Origin of the sequence: Azospirillum sp. Sh1, from assembly GCF_008365135.1 — a bacterium.
GTDB lineage: Bacteria > Pseudomonadota > Alphaproteobacteria > Azospirillales > Azospirillaceae > Azospirillum > Azospirillum oryzae.
The window spans coordinates 139,128-158,668 of record NZ_VTTK01000014.1; the positions used below are offsets into that span (position 1 = coordinate 139,128).

Here is a 19,541-nt window from a genome sequence, read left to right on the forward strand (position 1 = left end):
GGAGACTTTCGCGCAATCGGCGACCGCCCGGCAGAAGGCGTCGCCCCGCACCGGACAAAGCTGTTCCCTGGCGACCGGACCAAAGACTTCCACAACACACGGCGCCCCGATTTCGCAGCCCCGGTGACGAAGCAACGCAGCAGGGGAGAAGCGACCATGAACACCGCCACCCGTTTTGGTGCGGCCCTGGGTACAGCCATGCCCGGCCGGCGCCAGATTCTGTTGCCGCTTGCGCTCGCTCCCGTCGCCGGCTGGGCCGTTTGGGCCGCCGGATCGGCGGATGCGCCGAGCCATCCCGCCGGCCCCTTCCACCTGCCGCTGGACGAAACCACGGCGATCTGGCGCGACCTGGGCACCGTGCGGTTCGGCGGCCTCGCCGGCAATCCGCAATTTCCCGTGAAGGTTTCGGCGCTGGACGGCCGGCCGGTCACCGTTCGCGGCTTCATGGTGCCGCTGACCGACGGCGCCACCCACAACCGCTTCATCCTGTCCGCCAATCCGCTGGGGTGTCCCGCCTGCGAGAATCCCGGACCGGCGACCATGATTCATGTCCACACCGCCATCGCCCTGCCGGCGACGCGGGAACCGCTGACCCTGACCGGAACGCTGCGCCTGCGCCCGCAGGAAGGGCTGTTCTACCGCCTGGACCGCGCCGAGCAGCGTTGGGCCTGAGTCGGCCAGGCTCTCCTTCCGGGGTTCGACCGTGACGGTGGTCGCCGGCAGACTCGGCTCACTGCCAATGGCGGCTGCCCTGTTGCTCTATGGCGGCCTCAGCGTGCCGGCGCCGCCCGCCTTGCGCGGGGTCGAACTGGCCATCGGCCTTCTGATCCTGGCCGCCGTCGGCTGGAAATGGCCACTGGCGGTGGCGAGCGGTCAGGCCCTGCGGACGCCGTCGGGAGTCGTGCAGCCGGATGTGCGCTGGATGCCGGTGGCTGTCGCCGCGTTCACCTGGCTTCTGTGGGTGCCGCTGCTGCGCGGGGCGGCGCTGGGGTGGGAGGGGGCCGACATCCTGCGTGACGTCGTGCCGCTGGTCTTTCTGTTCCTTCCCGTGCTTCTGGTGCCGGCATTGCGGAGCGGCGGAGACCGCGCGGTGCGTGCGCTGGCGGGCGGGCTGACCATGGCCGGACTGCTGCTGGCCTTGCGCTGGTGGCGGCAGGCCGATTGGGGATTCGGCGCCATCGGACGGCGGGCGATGGCCGATGGCGGCGTCTATCTGCTGAATGCGCCGTCGGTGCTGTTGGCCGCGGTGCTGCTGCCTGCGTTGTCGTTGTCGCTGGTGGCCGTCGGCGGGCGGGCCCGGTACTGGATGGCGGCGATTCCCTGTGCCGCCGGTGGTGCGCTTTGCCTTGGCGCGCTGGCCGGCGCGGTCCATCGCACGGCTTTGGGACTGGCGGTGCTGTCGCTCGCTCTGACGGCCCTGTGGTGGGCGCGGCGGCGGCCGTGGCTGGCCTTGCCGCTGCTGCTGGGATTCGGCCTGCTGACGGTGGCCGGCGGCGATGCCCTGGTCGGCGCATGGCAGCAAGCGGCGGAGAAGACGCGGCTGACCGGCGCCAATGCCCGTTGGGAGGAAGCCGCGGCGGTGATCGACCATGTCGTCGCCACACCCTGGGCCCTGCTGTTCGGCGACGGCTGGGGCGCGCGCATCGCCAACCCGGCGGTGGGCGGCTGGCGGGTCAGCTACACCCACACGCTGGCCAGCTACAGCCTGCTGAAGACCGGGCTTTTCGGCATGATTGCCCTGGGGGCCTATCTGGCGGCGCTGGTCCGGCCCTGGTGCCGGCTGCTGGCGGCCGATCCGCCGCTGGCCCTTGCGGTGGTGCCGCCCCTGCTGATGGCGCTCTGCCTCCACACCAGTTTCAAGTATCTCGACACCGGCGTCATCCTGTCGCTGATGCTCGTGGCGGCGGAGTGCAGGAAGGGGTTGTCGGCGCCTTAGCGGATATGCATACTTTCGCGTGCAATTCACGCATCGGTGCGCCGTGACGTTCGATCCGCCGTCCATCCTGTTCGTCAACCGGGTGTTCCCGCCGGACCGGGGCGCGACCGGCCGTTGCCTGTCGGACCTTTCCGGCCGCATGGCGGATGCAGGCTGGCGGGTGACGGTGGTCGCGGACGGGGAGCGGTCGGACTGCCGCGCTCCTGCCGGCGTCACGCTTTGCCGAACCGGTGGCACGGTTGCGGCCGGGGAGAAGGCGAGGGAGCGGCCGGATACCCGCGCCTATCTCGATTCGCTATGCCGGCTGACCGGCCGGGCCTTGCGCCTGCCGCGCCACGACCTCGTGGTGACGATGACCGACCCGCCGCTGCTGGCGCTGGCCGGTCCGGTTCTGGCCGCCCGGCATGGGGCGGCATCGCTGCACTGGTGCCAGGACCTGTATCCGGACCTGCTGCCGGTGCTGGGCGTGCGGATGCCGGCGATCCTCCGGCGGATGGCCGGCCATGGCATGGCGCGGGCCTTGCGCCGGCAGGACGGGGTGGTCGCCATCGGGCGCTGCATGCGCAAGCGTATCCTGACGGCCGGCGTGCCGGCCAGCCGGGTGACCCTGCTGCCGAACTGGCCCGATCCGGCGATCCGCCCGCTGCCGAAGGAGGGCAACCGCCTTCGCCGGTCGCTGGGCATGGAGGAGGGTGACGGCCGGTTCCTGGTGGCCTATTCCGGGACGCTTGGGCTTGCCCACCCGATGCAAGGCGTTCTGGAGGCCGCGGCCCGGCTGCAGGACAGCGATCCCGCCGTGCTTTTCCTGCTGGTCGGGGAGGGGAGGGGATTCGCCGCGGTGGAAGAGGCCGCGCGTCACCGGGGCCTGCGCAACCTGCGCCGGCATCCCTGGCAGCCTGCCGAGAGGCTGGCGGAGTGCCTGTCCGCCGCCGATCTGCATCTGGTGTCGATGGACCCGGCGGCGGAGGGGATGCTGGTGCCGAGCAAGCTGGCCGGAGTACAGGCGGCGGGGCGGCCTTGCCTGTTCCTGGGGCCGGCGGGAAGCGAGGCGGCGGCGCGGGTCGAGGGCTGCGGTCTGGTGGTCGATCCGTTCGACGGTCCGGCCATCGCCGATGCGATCCGCGCCTATGCCGCCGATCCCGGCCGTTGCGCGGCGGAGGGAGCGCGTGCGGCACGGCTGTCCGCCGCCTGGACCGCCGACCGGGGCACCGCGGCCTTCGTCGGGATTGCCGAACGCCTTGTGGCGGAACGCAAGCTTGCCCCGCCGGTGATGGGAAGGCCGCTGCCCCATGCCTGACGGCATCACCTTACCAAGCCGGCCCCAGCCGCAGGCCCTGACCCTGGTCCTGCCCGCGTCGGGCGGGGAGGGCGACCTGCGCGCCTTCGTTCGCACCTTGCGGATGGGGTGGCGCTGGTTGCTGGCCGGCTGGTTGGGCGGGCTGGCGCTGGCGGTGGCGGGGCTGTGGATGGTGACGCCGGCCTATACCGCGGCGATGGTCATCGGGCCGACGGCACGGGTCGGCTCGGCCGCGATGGGCGCCCGGGTGCCAACGCTGAGCGGCCGGGACTCCGCCGGCGTCGCCGAACCGGGGGCGGGTGACGAATCGCTGTCGGACTTCGCCCGCTATCTGGAATTGTTCGGATCGGGTCCGGTTGCCGAGCGTCTGGCGCGCGACCCCGACATCCTGCGTGCCCTGTTCCCCGACCGCTGGGATGCGGAGGAGGGGCGCTGGCGACCGCCGCCGGGGCTGCTGCCGATGCTGAAGCGGGGGCTGCTGGCGCTGGTCGGGCGCGAGGATTGGGTGGAGCCGGACGGCGACCGCGTGACGCGGGCCCTGCGCGAACGGCTGGTGGTCGACATGCTGCGGTCGGGGCCGATGCGGCGCATCACCTTCCGCCACGCCGACCGGGCGACGGCGGTCGATCTGCTGGGGCGGATCGCCGCGGCAACCGATGCCCATCTGCGGGCCGAAGCGGCCCGGCGCAGTGCCGCGCAGATCGCCCACATCAAGCTCCGGCTTGGCGCCGTCACCGTGGCGGAGCACCGGCAGGCACTGAGCGACCTGCTGCTCGACCAGGAGCGGGTGGCGATGATGATCGGCGTCGACCTGCCCTTTGCCGCCGACCTGATCCAGCCGCCGACCGCCGGCGCCATGCCGGATTGGCCCAATCCTGCCGTCGTGGTGCCGCTGGCCGGGCTGGTCGGGCTGGTCGCCGCCGCCTTCGGCCTGTCGGCGCGCCAGGCGCTGAAGGACCAGGGCATCGGCGCGGAGGCGGTGCCATGACGGCCATTCCGGTCTCCGCCATTCCGGTCTCCGCCATTCCGGTCTCGGTCGTGGTGATGACGCGCAACGAGGCGGCGAACCTGCCCGTCTGCGTGCCGTCACTCGCCCGTTTCGCCGAATGCTTCGTGGTTGACAGCGGCAGCGGCGACGGGACGCCGGACATCGCCCTGTCCCACGGCGCGCAGCTGGTGCCATTCCGCTGGAATGGCCGCTATCCCAAGAAGAAGCAGTGGTGCCTGGACACCCTGCCCTTTGCCCATGACTGGGTTCTGTTCGTCGATGCGGACGAACGGCCGACCGCGGAACTGGTGGAGGAGATTGCCCGCCTGATGGCGGGATCCTCGGCCGACGGACCGCGCCACGCCGCCTATTGGATCGACGGCCGGCCGGTCGTCCATGGCCGCCCCCTGCGGTTCGGCTGCTGGAACTGCAAGCTGGCCCTGGTCCACCGGCGGCGTGTGCGTTTTCCCGAACTGCCCGACCTGGATGTCGCGTCCATGTGGGAGGTGGAGGGGCATTACCAGCCGCAGGTTGCCGGCACGACCGGCCGGCTGCGCCAGCCGATGCACCATGACGATGCCAAGCCGCTCTCGGCCTGGTTCGACCGCCACAACCGCTATTCCGATTGGGAGGCGGCCCTGCGCGCCGATGGCCGGATGGAGCGGCTGATCGATGTCGAGCCGGACATCGCCCCGGCACGCTCCAAGCGCCTGTGCGGAATCGCTGGCCGGCGGGCGCAGAAGCGGCTGTTCCAGCGCCTGCCCGGCCGGCCGCTCTGGGCCTTCCTGCATGCCTATGTGCTGCGCCTGGGGTTCCTCGACGGCGCAGCGGGGCTCGACCACGCGCTGTCGCGCGGGTTCTACTATTGGCAGGTCGGGTTCAAGATGCGGTCGGCCGCACAGGTGCGGGAGGCGGCAGTCCGTTTCCCGTCGGTCGGTACCTTTCCCGAAAATCCACCGATCGTGCGACCGGGGAGCGATCCTTACTCCTCGAGCAACGCGATGCGGTCGCCGCCCAGCGCCTTCAGCAGGTCGAAGGTGCGCTTGCGCACACCCGGATCCTCGATCCGGTAATAGGCCCGGACCAGTTCCAGGGTCTCGCGACGCGCCATCGATTCGAATTCGTCGGTCTCGCTCATGCTCTCGGCAGGGGACTCGGCGGTGATCTGGTCGGGCGACGGCATGTCGTCGAAGAAGTAGCTGACCGGCACGCCCAGTACCTGCGAAAGGTTGTAAAGGCGGCTGGCGCTGATGCGGTTCGACCCGCGCTCATACTTCTGCAACTGCTGGAAGGTGATCCCGACCGCCTCGCCCAGTTTCTCCTGACTCAGGCCGAGCAGGGTGCGGCGAAGCCGCAGGCGGGCGCCGACATGGATGTCGATGGGGTTGGGACCTTCGCCGCGGCGCGACAGGGTGTGGGCGGGGGCGAGTTTGGTCTTGGTCGCGCTCATAAGTCGTACCTCGAAGGGAAAGCCGGAGGGAAGGCGCCGCGAGAATGCTTAGTTCAGAAAGTAAATTCTATGCAACCATTTGTGCGTATCAATGGCCCGTTCGGGTGGAAGTGGAGGGACATATATAAAAGACGTTATGTTTCCGGGCGGCGGAAACGTAATTTCGCGTATGCTGAGGGGAAATGATGCCGCACTGCCAGTGCGACTCGCTGAGCCGCAGCGACGGCCGCCGCGCCTGCCGCTCCACAGCGGTAATGGCGTCGGCGAATCGCTGCCTGTTCCCGCCGGCCGGCAGCGGCATCGCGTTGCGACAGGCCGCCGGGGGCGAACAGGCAGAGGGGCCAGCGCAGCCGCACCGCCTCGCCGAGGCGGAGGACGGCAAGCGTGAAGGCGTAATCGGCCGCGATCCGATAGCGGGAGTCGAAGCGAAGGTCAGCCAGAGCGGAAACCCGGTAGATCATGGCCTGATGGTGGGTGAACATACCCAGCGGCGCCCAGCGGTGTGACCGGGCGCGCTTCAGGAGGATACGTCCGTCCCCCTGCCGCTCCAGCGCATCGCCGTAGAGAAGGGCGCAGCCGGGGTGCCGGGCGATGACCTGCAGCAGGCGCGGCGCGCTGTCCGCCGCCGCCAGCCGGTCGCCGGCGTTCAGAAACAGGGCATGGCTGCAGCCGAGCCGGCGGGCAGCGTCGAGCAGGTCGTTCATCGCGTCGTACAGCCCCGAGTCGGGGGACGACCGCCACCAGGTGGGAATGTCGGCATGGGCGGCCAGCCACTCCGCTGTTCCGTCGGTGGAGGCACCATCGGCCACCAGCCAGACGACATCGCGGTCCAACTGCCCACACAGGCTGTCATAGGTGTCGACCAGCCCGGCGCGGTCGTTGCGGACCACCGTCAGGATGGCGAGGCGGGGAGGGTTGGGCGCCATCATCGCGTGATCACCGAGATCGAGGCGGCGGTGATCGCCAGCTGGCTCAGGATGTTGCCGACCGCCTTGGTGGCGTCCAGCCCGTCGAAGGGGCGCGGATCGCGCGGCACCACCAGGATCGAGCCCGGAGGAATCGCGTCGACCCGGTGGTTCCAGGAGGACAGTGCCAGCGGCCGTGCCCGCCCGTCGGGAAGGACCAGGAAGCTGCGGCCGGTGTCGGCATCGCGGGTGGCGCCGCCGGCCTCGCCGAGATAATCCTCCGCCGTCTTGCCGCTGACGAACTGCGCGGCGGTGGGGTGCAGCACCTCGCCTGAGACCGCCACGGTCAATGGCCGTTTCGGGATCAGGATGCGGTCGTCGGGCTCCAGAAGAGGGTCCAGCTCCGGCCGGCCGCGCAGGACGGCGGGATCCGCCTCGACCACCACGCGGCCGAGCGGTTCGGCGCCGCGGAGCTGGGCCGCGAGCTGGCGGGCCAGCGCGACATTCTCCGCCTTCACCGGCTCGCCTTTCTCCACCTCCAGCGCCAGCGTCCGTTCCAGCTCGCGCGCCTGCCGCTGGAACTGTTCCTTCTCGCGGCGGCGCTCGCTCTCGCGGGTCAACACCGCACCGGCGGGGTAGGCGTCGTCCAACAGGCCGCCGGCCCGCGCGATCAGCGATGACAGCGTCTCGCCGCGGCCGATGTCATAGCGGCCGGGACGGCGCACCGCCCCTTCGATGGCCACGGCACGCGATTCCAGCGCCTGTGGCCGCGGATTGATCCGCAGCGCATCGCCGGGCCCGACCGATCGGGATCCGTCGCGGGCGAGGTCGATGCTGCTGCGTGTGCCGTTGACGGCCGTCAGTTCCGCCACCGTCGGGTCGGCATCGGCGGACAGCCCGCCTGCCGCGGCGATCAGCGAGGCCAGCGGCGTGCGGTCGGCGACCGGGTATCCGCCGGGATCGCGCACCGCGCCGCGCACCTGGACCGTCCGCTCGCCGACCACCGCGACGATGGCGGGATCGAGCACGGCCGCCAGCATCGGCGGTTCGCTTTCGCCGCCCGTCTTGTCGTCGGCGGCCGCCGCGGTCGGCTTTTCCAGGCTGCGGATGTCGTCGGCGGCGAACAGGTGGATGCGGTCGCCGTCGGCCAATCCGCGGTCCGTCCGACCGGCGGCAACCTCCTGCGGAGAAAAGGGCAGATAGAGCCTGGTCAGGGTCCGCCGGTCGTATCGCTCGACAATGCCCAGCAGCGGATAAACATCGCGCTTCAACAGCCTGCCGTCGGCCAACGCCTTGCGCAGCGTGGTTCCGGCGGACAGCCGGCGGGTGCCGGGGTGACGGACATGGCCGATCAACTCGTACCGCGGCGCCTCCGACTCGACGATGGTCTCGCGGGCGCCGGCGCCCTCCGTCCCGTCGGCCACCGGATAGAAGCCGGGGCGCGGCACGCCGGTCAGGCGCAGAACCGAATGGCGCAGGGCCAGCGGCAGCAGGTCGGGCACCGCGGCGAACAGCGGCGGACAGGGCGTGCGGGCACCGGTCAGCGTGGCGGCGGCGCGTGCCTGCGGCCCGGTGGCGAGCGGCCCATCCGGTTCCGCCGCCAGGGTCCTGGCCAGCGCGACCAGTCCGGGGCAGGCATCCTGCGGCGGCTGCCGGTCGCCGCGCAGGATGGCCAGCACCGGCTCCGAGGTCAGGAAATCGACGTCCGCCGTCCCCAGCACATACAGCGTGTCGCCTTCGGCCAAGTCGCGGCGGTCCTTGCCATTCAGCACGGCGGACAGGGCGACCGGCCGCAGGGAACGCGCGCCGGTGGCGGGGAGGGTGCTTTCCAGGGCGGCGAAGGGCAGATAGGGATCGGGTCGCAGATCGGTTCGGGACAGCAGTCCGGGCAACGTCTTCGCCCGGCTCCAGGCACGCGGTCCGGGCCGCAGGACATGCCCCTCCAGCCGCACCTCGCCGCTGCGGTCCTCGCGCTGCGGGGCGAGCAGCAGCAGGTCGCCGTCACCGAAGCGCTTGGCGTCGGCGTCCGCGACCTCCTCCGTCGTCTCCTCACCGGCGGGACCGATGCCGAACCGGACGAGCCGCCCCTGGCCGGGCCGCAGCGAGCCGCCGGCAAGGTCGCGCAACTCCGTTGCGGACAGGGGGGCGCCACCGGGCGGAAGTTCGTAGATACCCGGCCGCTTCACCGGGCCGGCGACGGCGACCGTGCCGCCCAGCGGCGGGACGAACAGGCGGTCGCCGTCGCGCAGCGGCAGGTCCGCATTGCCGGAGGCGCCGGCGATCTGCAGGGCGTAGAGGTCGACGGTCACGCTGCCGCCCGCCCGCATCAGCCGGACGGCGCGCAGGCTGCCGCCACGCTCCACCCCGCCGGCCGCGGACAGCGCGTCCAGCACGGTCGCGAAGGCGCTGATCTCCTGCTTGCCCGGCCGGCGGACGGCGCCGGTGACCAGAACGCCGATCCGCCGCACCTCCGCCAGCGAGGCGAAGGCGTCGGTGCTCGGCCATGTGGCGGCAGCGGCGGCGGCAAGGTCCCGCCGCAAGGCATCCAGCGTCAGGCCGGCGGCGGTCAGCGGGCGCAGGTCGTCCACCACCAGCTGACCGTTGCGGTCGATGGTGAAGCGCTTGCTGAAGGATTTCTGGCCGCGCAGGGTCACCAGGACCGCGTCGCCGGTGTTCAGCACGTAATCGCCCTGGATGGCGCCGGGGGCTGCGTCCGACCCCGCGGCATCAGCGCCAGGGACGAAAAGGTCATATCCGAATTGGCGCAGCGGCTCGCCGGCGCGGGACGAGAAGGCGGCTTCGAGGGGGGAAGCGGAAGAGCCCGCATGGAGGGAAGCCGGAAGCTGCGGCGATGGAGAATCGCCTCGCGTCGGCCCTGCGGCCAACACGGCGCACGCCCACAGAATCGGCGCCGCCCCCGGCGCCAGTCGGGCGAATATCCTGCACGCAGCAGCCAGCATCGATGTCCAATAGCCCAATCCACCACTCGCACAGCGCGAGCGATAGGCAATGAACACTATTGCGTGTATTCGGCCGAAAGGCAATGGTCCGCATCCGGGTCGCCATGCAAAAGGGCATCATCCGCCGTCGCTTCGACGGGGCTATGATGGACCGGAAATGTGCCGGCCCGGACGGCTCCCGGCAGCGGAACAATCGTGGAACAGTCAAGGAAATCAGTGGCGTGATCGTCATTCACAGCGAAGAGCACCGGCTGCAGGCCGGCCGGTCCGAACTCAACGACGGCCAGCTCGTCCCCTGCTACGAGAAGCCGGCCCGTGCCGATATCGTCCGGGCGCGGATCGAGGCGGTGGGGATGGGCCCGATCGTGGAACCCACCCGTCACGGCATCGCGCCGCTGGAACGGGTGCATGACGCGGGCTATCTCACCTTCCTGCAGACCGCCTGGGACGACTGGGTGGAGGAACATGGCGCCGACATCGACGCGCTGCCGCTGAACTGGGTGGCGCCGGGCATGTCGCGGCGCCGGGTGCCGCGCTCCATCGACGGGCGACTCGGCTTCTACTCCTTCGATGCCGGGACGCCGATCACCGCCGGTACCTGGAGGGCCGCCACCGCCGCCGCCGACAGCGCGCTGACCGGCGCCGACCGCCTGAGGGCCGGCGAGCGCAGCGCCTTTGCATTGTGCCGTCCGCCCGGACACCATGCCGGCCATGCCTTCTACGGCGGCTATTGCTTCCTGAACAACGCGGCGATTGCGGCGCAGTCGCTGCGGGACGGCGGGGCCGCCCGGGTGGCGGTGCTGGACGTCGACTATCACCACGGCAACGGCACGCAGGAGATTTTCTGGGAGCGCGGCGACGTGCTGTTCGTGTCGATCCATGCCGATCCGGCGGACGAATTCCCCTATTTCTGCGGCCATGCCGACGAGATCGGAGCCGGGGCGGGGGAGGGGGCGAATCTGAACCTGACGCTGCCCTGGGGAACCGACTGGGACGGCTATGCCCAGGCGCTGGCCGCCGCGACGGCGCGCATCCGCGCATTCGGTGCCGACGCGCTGGTGCTGTCGCTGGGGGCGGACACCTATGGCGGCGACCCGATCTCCCGCTTCCGGCTGCTGTCGGAGGATTTCCTGCGCATGGGTGCGGGCATCGCCGCCATCTGCCTGCCGACCCTGTTCGTGATGGAGGGCGGCTATGCCGTCGACGACCTCGGCGTGAATGTCGCCAACGTCCTGACCGGTTTCGAGCAGGGCTGACAGGGTCGGGTACGGCAATCGCGGCGCAACGGCGGTCGCACCGTTGCCGGTGCGGCCGAATCGTCCTAAATTGAAGGGAAGTTCAGCCTTTTTTCTTGAGGGTGCGGGCGGTGGCTGCCGACCTGTCCATCACCAGCCCGTCCATCGGGACCTATGCCGCCCCACGCAGCCAGCCGCTGCGGCGGGATGGAAAGGACGCGTCGGGCAGCGGGAAGGACATTGCCGAAGGGAAGGGCCAGGGCGGCTCCACCGACACCGTCACCCTGTCCGACGCGGCGCAGCAGCAGGTCCAGAAACTCAAGCAGGCCGACACCAGCGTCCGCCAGCACGAGGCGGCGCATCAGGCGGCCGGCGGCAGCAACGCCGGCGGCGCCTCCTTCACCTTCACCCGCGGGCCGGACGGCAAGAACTACGCCACCGCCGGCGAGGTGCCGATCGACGTCAGCCCCGAATCGGAGCCGGCCGCCACAGTCGCCAAGATGGAGCAGGTGAAGGCCGCGGCCCTTGCCCCGGCCGACCCGTCACCGCAGGATTTGCGCGTCGCGGCGCAGGCGGACGCCGCGAAGCTGCAGGCCCAGTCGGAACAGCGCCGACAAGGTGGGGACACCGCCTCCGGACGGGCGGCTGCCGCCTATGGCGCGGCGCAGGCCCTGGGCAATTCCGCCGGAGCGGGGAGGGGGCTGACGGTCTGACGCCGTGCGGCATCGGCACCGCCTGCCGTTCCCGGTCCCCCATCCGATTCGATCAGCGACGCGGAGTCGTCTCGCCGTCCAGCGTCAGCAGGGCGCCGTATAGCTCGGGACGGCGGTCGCGGAAGACGCCCCAGGAGGCGCGCTGTGCCGCGATCCGGTCAAGGTCGAAGGTCGCGGTCAGCACCGTCCGGCTCTCACGGTCGGCCTGCGCCACGATCTCCCCCTGCGGCCCGGCGATGAAGGACGAGCCGTAGAAGGTCAGCGCGCAGCTTTCCCCCTGCTCCACCCCGACGCGGTTGGACGCGACCAGCGGCATCAGGTTGGCGCCGGCATGGCCCTGCATCACCCGCGTCCAATGACCCTGGCTGTCGATGGTGGAATCCTGCGGCTCCGACCCGATGGCGGTGGGATAGAGCAGAATTTCCGCCCCCTTCAGCGCCATGACGCGGGCGGTCTCCGGGAACCACTGGTCCCAGCAGATGGCGCAGCCGACAGCGGCGTAGCGGGTCTTGAACACCTGGATGCCGGTGTCGCCGGGGCTGAAATAGAACTTTTCCTGATAGCCGGGGCCGTCGGGGATGTGGGACTTGCGGTAGACGCCCAGCAGGCTGCCGTCGGCATCGACCATGGCCATCGAGTTGTAATAGGCGTTGCGCGCCTTCTCGAAGAAGCTGACGGGAATGACCACCGACAACTCGCGAGCCAGCGCCTGCATCCGTTCGATCACCGGATGCCCCTCGGCGGGAGCGGCCAGTTCGAACAGCGACTGCTTCTGGTCCTTGCAGAAATAGGGGGTCTCGAACAGCTCCTGCGGCAGGATGATCTGCGCGCCCTTGGCGGCGGCCTCGCGAATCAGCGATTCGACGCCGTCGACGTTGGCGGCACGGTCCCAGCTGCAGGCCATCTGGGTGGCGGCGACGGTGACGGTACGGGACGAGGGAACGGTCGTCGAAGCGGTCATTGCGGGTTCGGGGCTCCTGTGGAAGACGGGTCGAGAGGTGTGTGACCAAAGGTCGCGGCGAATACAAGCAGTCGGAAGGGATTTATCAACAATTTAGCAAAATATTCACATTGCCGGGTCGGTGCTGCACGAACTGCCAAATAAAACCGATCCAATCGGCAATCATCATGTCGATCATCATATGCGGATATGGTGCCTGTCCACGGCGCCAAAAAGATGGGCGTGACACAAAGCGGCCATGCGAAGAGCCGGGCGGGAGGTTCTGTTTACGCTTACGGCGATTCGGCGCCTCCGGGGTGACATATCATTGCATGTCGGCGGTCAGGGACCGCGCAATTGATTTGCGCTTTGCACACAACACGTTATGATTGGATGACGCAGCCATGCCCGCTCGTGTCAAGGTGGTGTTACCAGACTGGCATGGACCCGACGGACACGATGCCGCAGCGTCGCCTCGACAGGTGACTGCCCGGCGGTCGGGACCGGTCGGCGTGGATGGTTGCGGCCACGGGAACGACGGCAGAGAGATTGTCGGTATGGAGGCGTCTGTCAAGGGGTGGGGGCCTGAACGCCCCGGCGAGTCGGAGGACGCGGCCGGTTCGGCCGACGGTGCTTTATCGTTCGTCGTCCGGGAAGTGAATCGCGCTTTCGCCCGCGCCCTGCAGACGCGCATCGCGCGGTCGGGGGTCAGCATGGGGCAATGGTTCTTCCTGCGCGCCTTGTGGGAGGAGGACGGCCTGACCCAGCGGGAATTGAGCCACCGCGTCGGCATGATGGAGCCGACCACCGTCACCGCGGTCAACGTGATGGAGGCGCAGGGGCTCGTTCAGCGTGTCCGCAACAGCCACGACCGCCGCAAGATGAACGTCTTCCTGACCGACAAGGGCCGGGCGCTGCGCGAGACGATGATGCCCAGCGCGTCCGAGATCGCCCAGATCGCCATCGACGGCATCGCGCCGGAGGAACTGGACGTGACGCTCGACGTGCTGCGCCGCGTCGGCGCCAACCTGAACGCCGCCTGCGCCGCCGCCCGCGAGAGCGAGGAAGGGTAGGGCCGGCGGCGACAGACAGCCCTCGCCGCTTCGGCGGATCAATCGCCGTCCAGATCACACGCCGCCAGATCACATGCCGTCGGATCAATCGTCATCCGGATCCGGCGGCGGCGGCAGGCTGGCGCCGGTCAGATTGGCGCCCGAGAACTTCGCGTCGCGGATGTTGGCGTCGCTCAGGATCGCCCCGGTCAGGTTGGCATTGCTGAAGTCGCAGTCCGACAGGTTGGCCCCGCGCAGGTTGGTGCGGACGCAGGAACTGCCTGTCAGCCGCGCTCCGGTCAGGTTCGCCGCCCACAGCCGTCCCGTCGGCTGGCCGTCCGGCCCCTTGATGTCGACCCAGCCGACTCCGGCTCCGTCCAGCCGCACCCCGTCCATGTTGGCGCCACGCAGATTGGCGCCGTCCAGAATCGCCGCGCTGAAGTCGGCGTCGGCCAGCACCGCTTCGGAGATGTCGCACATGATCAGCAACGCCTCGCGCATCTTGGCGCCGCTGAGGTTGGCCCGCTTCAGGTTGGCGCCCGACAGGTTCACGCCGGTCAGGTCGATGTGGCTGAGGTCGGCGCCGGTCAGGTCGGCCCGCGCCCCCATCGTGCCGTTGGTGTTGATCCAGGTGTAATGGCTGTGCAGGGCCTGCTGGATCTGGACGGAGAAATTATCCGCCGACCGGGCCAGATTGGCGCCGGTGGTGTCGGCCCCGGCCAGATCGGCACCCTCCAGCTTGGCGCCCTGCAGATCGGCGTTGCGCAGGTTGGCGCCGGCCAGCATCGCGCCGGTCAGGTTCGCGTCGCGCAGCACCGCGCCCTGCAGGTTCACGCCGGACAGGTTGCTGCCGCGCAGGTCGGCGCGGGCGAGATTGCAGCTCTTCATGCTGGCGCGCATCAGCGTGGCGCCGGTCAGCAGCGCGCCCTCGCAATCCGCCCCGTTCATCGACACGTCGGTCAGGTCCGCACCCGACAGGTTGGCGTTGGTCAGCGACGCGTCGTCGAAATCGGTTCCCGACAGGTCGGACCGGACGAAGTCCAGCCCCTTGCCGCTCTTGCCGCCCTGTCCGCCATACAGCAGGGCGCCGCCGCGCAGGTCGGCTTCGCGCAGGATGGCGCGTTTCAGCTTGGCGCCGCGCATGTGGGCGCCGCGCAGGTCGGCGCGGTACAGGTTGCAGCCGGACAGATCCGCCTTCGTCAGATGGGCGGCGAACAGGTCGGCGGTGCTGAGATTGGCGTTGGACAGGTCGCAATGGGACAGGTTGGCGCCGGACAGCTTGCCCTGCGCCAGGTTCACCCCGGACAGGTTCGAGCCTTCCATGTTCGCCATGGTCAGGTTGGCGCGCGAACCGCCCGACTTGTTCTTCAGCCAGCGCTCGTGCTTTTCCAGCACGGCAACCAACTCGTGCGGTGTCATCGGTCCTGCCCGGTCTGCATGGTTGCGTGGTCCATCGATAGACCAGTGTCCGGAAATAATCTATGCCAAAGGTTAAAGTCGCCTCCAGTGCCGAGGCGACTTGGCGCGGGCGGCACCGGGCCCCATCTGCGGGGCACCGGGCGCAGCACCGCCTGCAACAGCCCAGTCATATAGGGGAGTTGGGGATCATGTCGGGTGGACACACGCTTGCGGCTTTCGACACCGAACTGGCGGCCCTGCGCAGCGCCATCGACCGGATGGGCGAACTGGTGGAGCGCCAGGTCGGGCTGGCGCTCGATTCGCTGGCCGGTCCCGACGCCGAGATCGCGGGCGAGGTGCTGAAGGGCGATGCCGAGATCGACCGGCTGGAGATGGAGGTGGAGGCGATGACCGTCCGCCTTCTGGCCCTGCGCCAGCCGATGGCGAAGGACCTGCGCGAGATCGTCGCAGCGCTGAAGATCGCCTCGAACCTGGAGCGCATGGGCGACTTCGCCGGATCGGTCGCCAAGCGGGCGGTCACGCTGGCCACCCTGCCGGTGGCGCCGCCGGTGGCCTCGCTGGTCCGCATGGGCAGGATGGTGCAGGCGATGATCGGCGACATGCGCCGCGCCTATACCGAACAGGACGCCGATCTCGCCGCATCCGTCCGCGATTGCGACGGGGAGGTCGATGCCGCCTACACCGCTCTGTTCCGTGAATTCCTGACCTACATGATGGAGACGCCGGCGCAGATCACCGGCTGCACCCATCTGCTGTTCGCCGCCAAGTCGATCGAGCGCATCGGTGACCACGCCACCAACGTGGCGGAGAACATCAGCTTCCTGGTCAAGGGCCGCCTGCCGTCGGACGAGCGCCGCAAGGAGGATCTCAGCAGCTACGCCGTCGCCCCGCCGCGGGATGGGGCCTGACAGGGAATGCTTGACAGGCGCCCCCGCCCTGTGTTGCGGTTGCTGCCATGAACATGTCCTCGCCCCTCCTGTCGCAGCATTGGTGGTGGCCCGTATCCCACGGGCCGGCCTGGCAATGCGCGTAAGCGTGGATTGAGAACGAAAGGCCGCCCGGTGCATCCGGAGCGGCCTTTTTCCTGACCCGACACAGCGGGTCATCCAGCGGAAGAACGGACAGGCAGGCGGAAGCACCGGGTGGCGTCACCGAAAAGACGCCCGAACCGGAGCACCGCCGTCATGATCCCGTCCCACCTGTTCCTCGCCGCCCCCGCCTTCCTCGAACCCGTCGCCGCCGTCACCGGCGGTGGTCTTGGTCTGCGCCGCACCGCCGAGCCGATGGCGATCGCCGAGTCGGTCGATGCGCTCGTGACCGCGCTCGACGAGCGGCGCGGCCTGCTGCTGTCGGGCGGGGTGGAGGCACCCGGTCGCTACCGGCGTCAGGCGCTGGGGTTCGTCGATCCGCCGCTGTCGGTGACCGCGCGCGGCCGCACCGTGCGCATCGACGCGCTGAACCCGCGCGGCCGGCTGCTGCTGTCCGCCGTCGCCCGCGCTCTGGACGGGCACGAGGCGCTGGTCGGGCTGGAGGTCACCGCCGGGCGTGTCACCGCCCTGATACGCCGCCCGGCCGGCGTCTTCAGCGAGGAGGAGCGCAGCCGCCAGCCCTCCGTCTTCAGCGTGCTGCGGGCGCTGATGGCGCTGTTCGCCTGCCCGGAGGAGCCGTTCCTGGGGCTTTACGGCGCTTTTGGTTATGATCTCGCCTTCCAGTTCGAGCCGATCCGTCGCCGGCTGGAGCGGCCGGACGACCAGCGCGATCTCGTGCTGTATCTGCCCGACCGGTTGCTGGTGGTCGACCATGCCGCCGGGGTGGCGCGGCGCTTCGCCTACGAGTTCGTGATGGATGGCGTCTCGACCGAAGGCGTTGCCGGCGGCGGACGGGTGCACGGCTATCGCCCCGATACCAACGCCGCGGCGGAATGCGATCATGCCCCCGGCGAGTACCAGCAGGTGGTGCGGGCGGCTAAGGAGGCGTTCAACCGCGGCGACCTGTTCGAGGTGGTCCCCGGACAGACCTTCGCCGAGCCCTGCGCCGACAGCCCCGCCACCATCTTCCGCCGCCTGCGCACGGCCAACCCGGCGCCCTACGAGGCGCTGATCAATCTGGGTGACGGCGAGTTCCTGGTCGCTGCCAGCCCGGAAATGTATGTGCGTGTCGGCGGCCGACGGGTCGAGACCTGCCCGATCTCCGGCACCGTGGCGCGCGGTGGCAACGCGCTGGTCGATGCGTCGCAGATCCTGACGCTGCTGAACTCCGCCAAGGATGCGGCGGAGCTGACCATGTGCACCGATGTCGACCGCAACGACAAGGCGCGGGTGTGCGAGCCCGGTTCCGTCCATGTGATCGGCCGGCGCATGATCGAACTGTATTCCCGCCTGATCCACACCGTCGATCATGTGGAGGGACGGCTGCGCGAGGGGTTCGACGCGCTGGACGCCTTCCTCACCCACAGCTGGGCGGTGACGGTGACCGGTGCGCCGAAGCGTTGGGCCATGCAGTTCCTGGAGGATACCGAACGGTCGCCGCGCCGCTGGTACGGCGGGGCCTTCGGCCGCATCGGCTTCGACGGCGGAATGGACACCGGGCTGACCCTGCGCACCATCCGCATGAAGGACGGCATCGCCTTCGTCCGCGCCGGCGCCACCCTGCTGTCGGACAGCGATCCGGATGCGGAGGATGCCGAATGCCGGCTTAAGGCGTCGGCCTTCCTCGACGCCGTGCGTGGCGAGGGCACGGGCGCGCGGCTGTCGGTGGTCCAGACCGGGGCGAAGCGGAGCGGGGAGGGCCGACGGGTGCTGCTGGTCGATCATGACGACAGCTTCGTACACACGCTGGCCGATTATTTCCGCCAAACGGGAGCCAGTGTCACCACCCTGCGCCACAGCCATGCGCGGGCGGTACTGCGCAGTGACCCGCCCGACCTGCTGGTTCTGTCGCCGGGACCGGGGCGTCCGGCCGATTTCGATGTCGGCGGCAGCGTGCAGGCGGCGCTCGATCTCGGCGTGCCGGTGTTCGGCGTCTGCCTGGGACTGCAGGGGATGGCCGAGCATTTCGGTGCGGAACTGGAGCGTCTGCCGGAGCCGATGCACGGCAAGGCCTCGACCCTGCGTCACCAGGGTGGTGGGCTGCCTATCGGGCTGTTCGAGGGGCTGCCGCAGGGGATGCGGGCCGGCCGCTACCACTCGCTGGTGGCGCGTCGCGACAGTCTGCCGCCGGACCTGCGGGTGACGGCGGAGACGGAGGACGGCACGGTGATGGCGATCGAGCACCGGACGCTGCCGCTGGCCGCGGTGCAGTTCCATCCCGAATCGATCCTGACTCTGGACGTGGCGGCCGGTGGCGGTTCCGGATTGGCGCTTGTCGCCAACGTGATGGAACGGTTGGCCGGGCGCGTCGGCGCGGTGCCGGAACGCGAAGCGGCGGCCTGAAGGGGCCGCCGCTGCGCAACTCCGGTGAACAGGAGAGTGACGGGAAATCCGTCACTCCACCATGCCCAGCGCTTCCTTGTAGAGCTCCAGGATGGCTTCCTGCTCCTGGCGGTCGGCCTTGTCCATCTTCCGCAGGCGGATGATCTGCCGGATGATCTTGGTGTCGAAACCGGTGCCCTTCGCCTCGGCGTAGACTTCCTTGATGTCTTCCTGCAGACCGCGCTTTTCCTCTTCGAGACGCTCGATGCGCTCGACAAAGGACTTCAGGCGATCCGCCGCGATGCCGCCGACGTCGGACATGGCAAAACCTCAAACGATGGGGGTGTTCGGGAACGGGGCGGGACAATATCGGCGGGCGGGGGGAATGGCAAGCCGGCGATGCGCCGCGGACACGCACGGCAGAGGTCCGGCTGCGTCATCGGGTCGCGGCCATTCCTTAGTACAAGCGTGACCGTCGCCGGGATTTGAACAGCTCGTGGCTGATTTGTCTTATTGTATGAAACAATCGTACGATGGACCTAGGTAGCCATTCACTTTGTTGCGGCGCACCCAATAGGCTGGTATTACCATCGGTGGGTTCGGCTTCACAAAGACGCATGGATACGTCATGTATGCGCGTCGTCTGGGCCGATAACCCATGGGGGATGCCGGGATCGGCGTATCTGAGGCAGGGGAGTGTTATCTAATGAAAGTCGCCATTCCAAAGGAGCGACGTGCGGGCGAACTTCGCGTGGCCGCCTCACCGGAAACGGTGAAGAAACTGAAGGGTTTGGGACTGGACGTGGTGGTTGAGAGCGGGGCCGGTCTTGGTTCCAGCATCACCGACGCGGCCTATGAGGCGGCGGGGGCGTCCATTGCTGCCGAGGAGGCGTCGGCGCTGGCCGATGCCGACATCGTGCTGAAGGTGCAGCGGCCGCTGATCGCCGGCGAAGGGGACGTGGACGAGCTGGCGCTGATGGCCAAGGGCGCGCTGCTGTTCGCCATCCTCAACCCCCACAACAGCCGCGACCATGTAAAGGCCTACGCCGATGCCGGCGTCAACGCCTTCGCCATGGAGTTCATGCCGCGCATCACCCGCGCCCAGGTCATGGACGTGCTGTCCTCCCAGGCCAACCTCGCCGGCTACAAGGCCGTCGTCGATGCCGCCAGCGAGTATGGCCGCGCCTTCCCGATGATGATGACCGCCGCCGGCACCGTGCCGCCGGCCCGCGCCTT

At 69.5% G+C, this 19,541-nt stretch carries 16 protein-coding genes and 1 pseudogene; 11 read left to right on the forward strand and 6 right to left on the reverse strand.

From position 1 onward, the window contains the following. Nucleotides 1-156 precede the first annotated feature (156 nt). The 5 genes from FZ029_RS16500 to FZ029_RS16520 all read left to right on the forward strand — a co-directional run bounded on the left by FZ029_RS16500 (nt 157) and on the right by FZ029_RS16520 (nt 5,294). Entirely contained in the window at nt 157-672 is a 516-nt protein-coding gene (locus FZ029_RS16500) for a hypothetical protein (RefSeq protein WP_149197101.1), read from the forward strand. A gap of 67 nt (nt 673-739) precedes the next feature. Beyond that, entirely contained in the window at nt 740-1,936 is a 1,197-nt protein-coding gene (locus FZ029_RS16505) for a hypothetical protein (protein WP_149270173.1), read from the forward strand. Between the two features lie 43 nt (nt 1,937-1,979). Continuing rightward, nucleotides 1,980-3,233: a glycosyltransferase family 4 protein gene (locus FZ029_RS16510; RefSeq protein WP_247892330.1), complete on the forward strand. Its 1,254-nt coding sequence runs from the start codon at nt 1,980-1,982 to the stop codon at nt 3,231-3,233. After that, nucleotides 3,226-4,221 carry a hypothetical protein gene (locus FZ029_RS16515; protein ID WP_149270177.1) on the forward strand — a complete coding sequence of 332 codons (996 nt, stop codon included), beginning with the start codon at nt 3,226-3,228 and terminating at the stop codon, nt 4,219-4,221. Before FZ029_RS16510 ends, FZ029_RS16515 begins: the two co-directional genes overlap by 8 nt. Further along, nucleotides 4,218-5,294, forward strand: coding sequence for a glycosyltransferase family 2 protein (locus tag FZ029_RS16520; RefSeq protein ID WP_149270179.1), 1,077 nt, complete (start codon nt 4,218-4,220; stop codon nt 5,292-5,294). The genes FZ029_RS16515 and FZ029_RS16520 overlap by 4 nt, the downstream gene beginning before the upstream one ends. Here FZ029_RS16520 and FZ029_RS16525 read toward each other — a convergent pair. The 3 genes from FZ029_RS16525 to FZ029_RS16535 form a co-directional block, all read right to left on the reverse strand. Further along, entirely contained in the window at nt 5,204-5,671 is a 468-nt protein-coding gene (locus tag FZ029_RS16525) for a helix-turn-helix transcriptional regulator (RefSeq protein WP_085089280.1), read from the reverse strand. The two genes, FZ029_RS16520 and FZ029_RS16525, sit on opposite strands and share 91 nt — an antisense overlap. A 134-nt stretch (nt 5,672-5,805) precedes the next feature. Beyond that, entirely contained in the window at nt 5,806-6,600 is a 795-nt protein-coding gene (locus FZ029_RS16530; RefSeq protein ID WP_149270181.1) for a glycosyltransferase, read from the reverse strand. Next, entirely contained in the window at nt 6,597-9,257 is a 2,661-nt protein-coding gene (locus tag FZ029_RS16535; protein ID WP_247892331.1) for an SLBB domain-containing protein, read from the reverse strand. The genes FZ029_RS16530 and FZ029_RS16535 overlap by 4 nt, the downstream gene beginning before the upstream one ends. Nucleotides 9,258-9,757: 500 nt before the next feature. Here FZ029_RS16535 and FZ029_RS16540 point away from each other — a divergent pair, with 500 nt between their 5' ends. Further along, complete coding sequence (locus FZ029_RS16540; protein ID WP_149270185.1) at nt 9,758-10,792, forward strand: histone deacetylase family protein; 1,035 nt, start codon at nt 9,758-9,760, stop codon at nt 10,790-10,792. 110 nt (nt 10,793-10,902) lie between these two features. Beyond that, nucleotides 10,903-11,484 carry a putative metalloprotease CJM1_0395 family protein gene (locus FZ029_RS16545; RefSeq protein ID WP_247892332.1) on the forward strand — a complete coding sequence of 194 codons (582 nt, stop codon included), beginning with the start codon at nt 10,903-10,905 and terminating at the stop codon, nt 11,482-11,484. Between the two features lie 52 nt (nt 11,485-11,536). Here FZ029_RS16545 and aguB read toward each other — a convergent pair whose 3' ends face one another. Next, on the reverse strand, nt 11,537-12,445 hold the full coding sequence (gene aguB, locus FZ029_RS16550) for an N-carbamoylputrescine amidase (RefSeq protein ID WP_149270187.1): 909 nt from the start codon (nt 12,443-12,445) through the stop codon (nt 11,537-11,539). A 536-nt stretch (nt 12,446-12,981) separates the two neighbouring features. Here aguB and FZ029_RS16555 point away from each other — a divergent pair. After that, on the forward strand, nt 12,982-13,497 hold the full coding sequence (locus tag FZ029_RS16555) for a MarR family winged helix-turn-helix transcriptional regulator (protein WP_149197093.1): 516 nt from the start codon (nt 12,982-12,984) through the stop codon (nt 13,495-13,497). Nucleotides 13,498-13,581: 84 nt separating this feature from the next. On the opposite strand, the gene FZ029_RS16560 is transcribed toward FZ029_RS16555, so the two are convergent. Then, nucleotides 13,582-14,895, reverse strand: coding sequence for a pentapeptide repeat-containing protein (locus FZ029_RS16560; RefSeq protein WP_149270189.1), 1,314 nt, complete (start codon nt 14,893-14,895; stop codon nt 13,582-13,584). Nucleotides 14,896-15,083: 188 nt separating this feature from the next. Here FZ029_RS16560 and phoU point away from each other — a divergent pair, with 188 nt between their 5' ends. After that, a complete protein-coding gene (gene phoU, locus FZ029_RS16565; RefSeq protein WP_149197091.1) occupies nt 15,084-15,803 on the forward strand; it encodes a phosphate signaling complex protein PhoU in 720 nt (239 codons plus the stop codon). A 276-nt stretch (nt 15,804-16,079) separates the two neighbouring features. Beyond that, the gene (locus tag FZ029_RS16570) at nt 16,080-18,326 is read left to right on the forward strand and encodes an anthranilate synthase (protein WP_149270191.1); all 2,247 of its coding nucleotides are present in this window, start codon (nt 16,080-16,082) and stop codon (nt 18,324-18,326) included. Nucleotides 18,327-18,377: 51 nt separating this feature from the next. Here FZ029_RS16570 and FZ029_RS16575 read toward each other — a convergent pair whose 3' ends face one another. Continuing rightward, a complete protein-coding gene (locus FZ029_RS16575) occupies nt 18,378-18,626 on the reverse strand; it encodes a DUF2312 domain-containing protein (protein ID WP_012973951.1) in 249 nt (82 codons plus the stop codon). Between the two features lie 385 nt (nt 18,627-19,011). On the opposite strand from FZ029_RS16575, the pseudogene FZ029_RS16580 reads away from it, so the two are divergent. Beyond that, nucleotides 19,012-19,541: pseudogene (locus FZ029_RS16580) on the forward strand (NAD(P)(+) transhydrogenase (Re/Si-specific) subunit alpha); the annotation flags it as partial.

Coding starts and splice junctions, on each gene's coding strand:
- FZ029_RS16560 (WP_149270189.1), bottom strand. CDS start 14,895: ATGACACCGCACGAGTTGGTTGCCGTGCTGGAAAAGCACGAGCGCTGG.
- FZ029_RS16555 (WP_149197093.1), top strand. CDS start 12,982: ATGGAGGCGTCTGTCAAGGGGTGGGGGCCTGAACGCCCCGGCGAGTCG.
- FZ029_RS16505 (WP_149270173.1), top strand. CDS start 740: ATGGCGGCTGCCCTGTTGCTCTATGGCGGCCTCAGCGTGCCGGCGCCG.
- phoU (WP_149197091.1), top strand. CDS start 15,084: ATGTCGGGTGGACACACGCTTGCGGCTTTCGACACCGAACTGGCGGCC.
- FZ029_RS16500 (WP_149197101.1), top strand. CDS start 157: ATGAACACCGCCACCCGTTTTGGTGCGGCCCTGGGTACAGCCATGCCC.
- FZ029_RS16525 (WP_085089280.1), bottom strand. CDS start 5,671: ATGAGCGCGACCAAGACCAAACTCGCCCCCGCCCACACCCTGTCGCGC.
- aguB (WP_149270187.1), bottom strand. CDS start 12,445: ATGACCGCTTCGACGACCGTTCCCTCGTCCCGTACCGTCACCGTCGCC.
- FZ029_RS16520 (WP_149270179.1), top strand. CDS start 4,218: ATGACGGCCATTCCGGTCTCCGCCATTCCGGTCTCCGCCATTCCGGTC.
- FZ029_RS16530 (WP_149270181.1), bottom strand. CDS start 6,600: ATGATGGCGCCCAACCCTCCCCGCCTCGCCATCCTGACGGTGGTCCGC.
- FZ029_RS16570 (WP_149270191.1), top strand. CDS start 16,080: ATGATCCCGTCCCACCTGTTCCTCGCCGCCCCCGCCTTCCTCGAACCC.
- FZ029_RS16515 (WP_149270177.1), top strand. CDS start 3,226: ATGCCTGACGGCATCACCTTACCAAGCCGGCCCCAGCCGCAGGCCCTG.
- FZ029_RS16575 (WP_012973951.1), bottom strand. CDS start 18,626: ATGTCCGACGTCGGCGGCATCGCGGCGGATCGCCTGAAGTCCTTTGTC.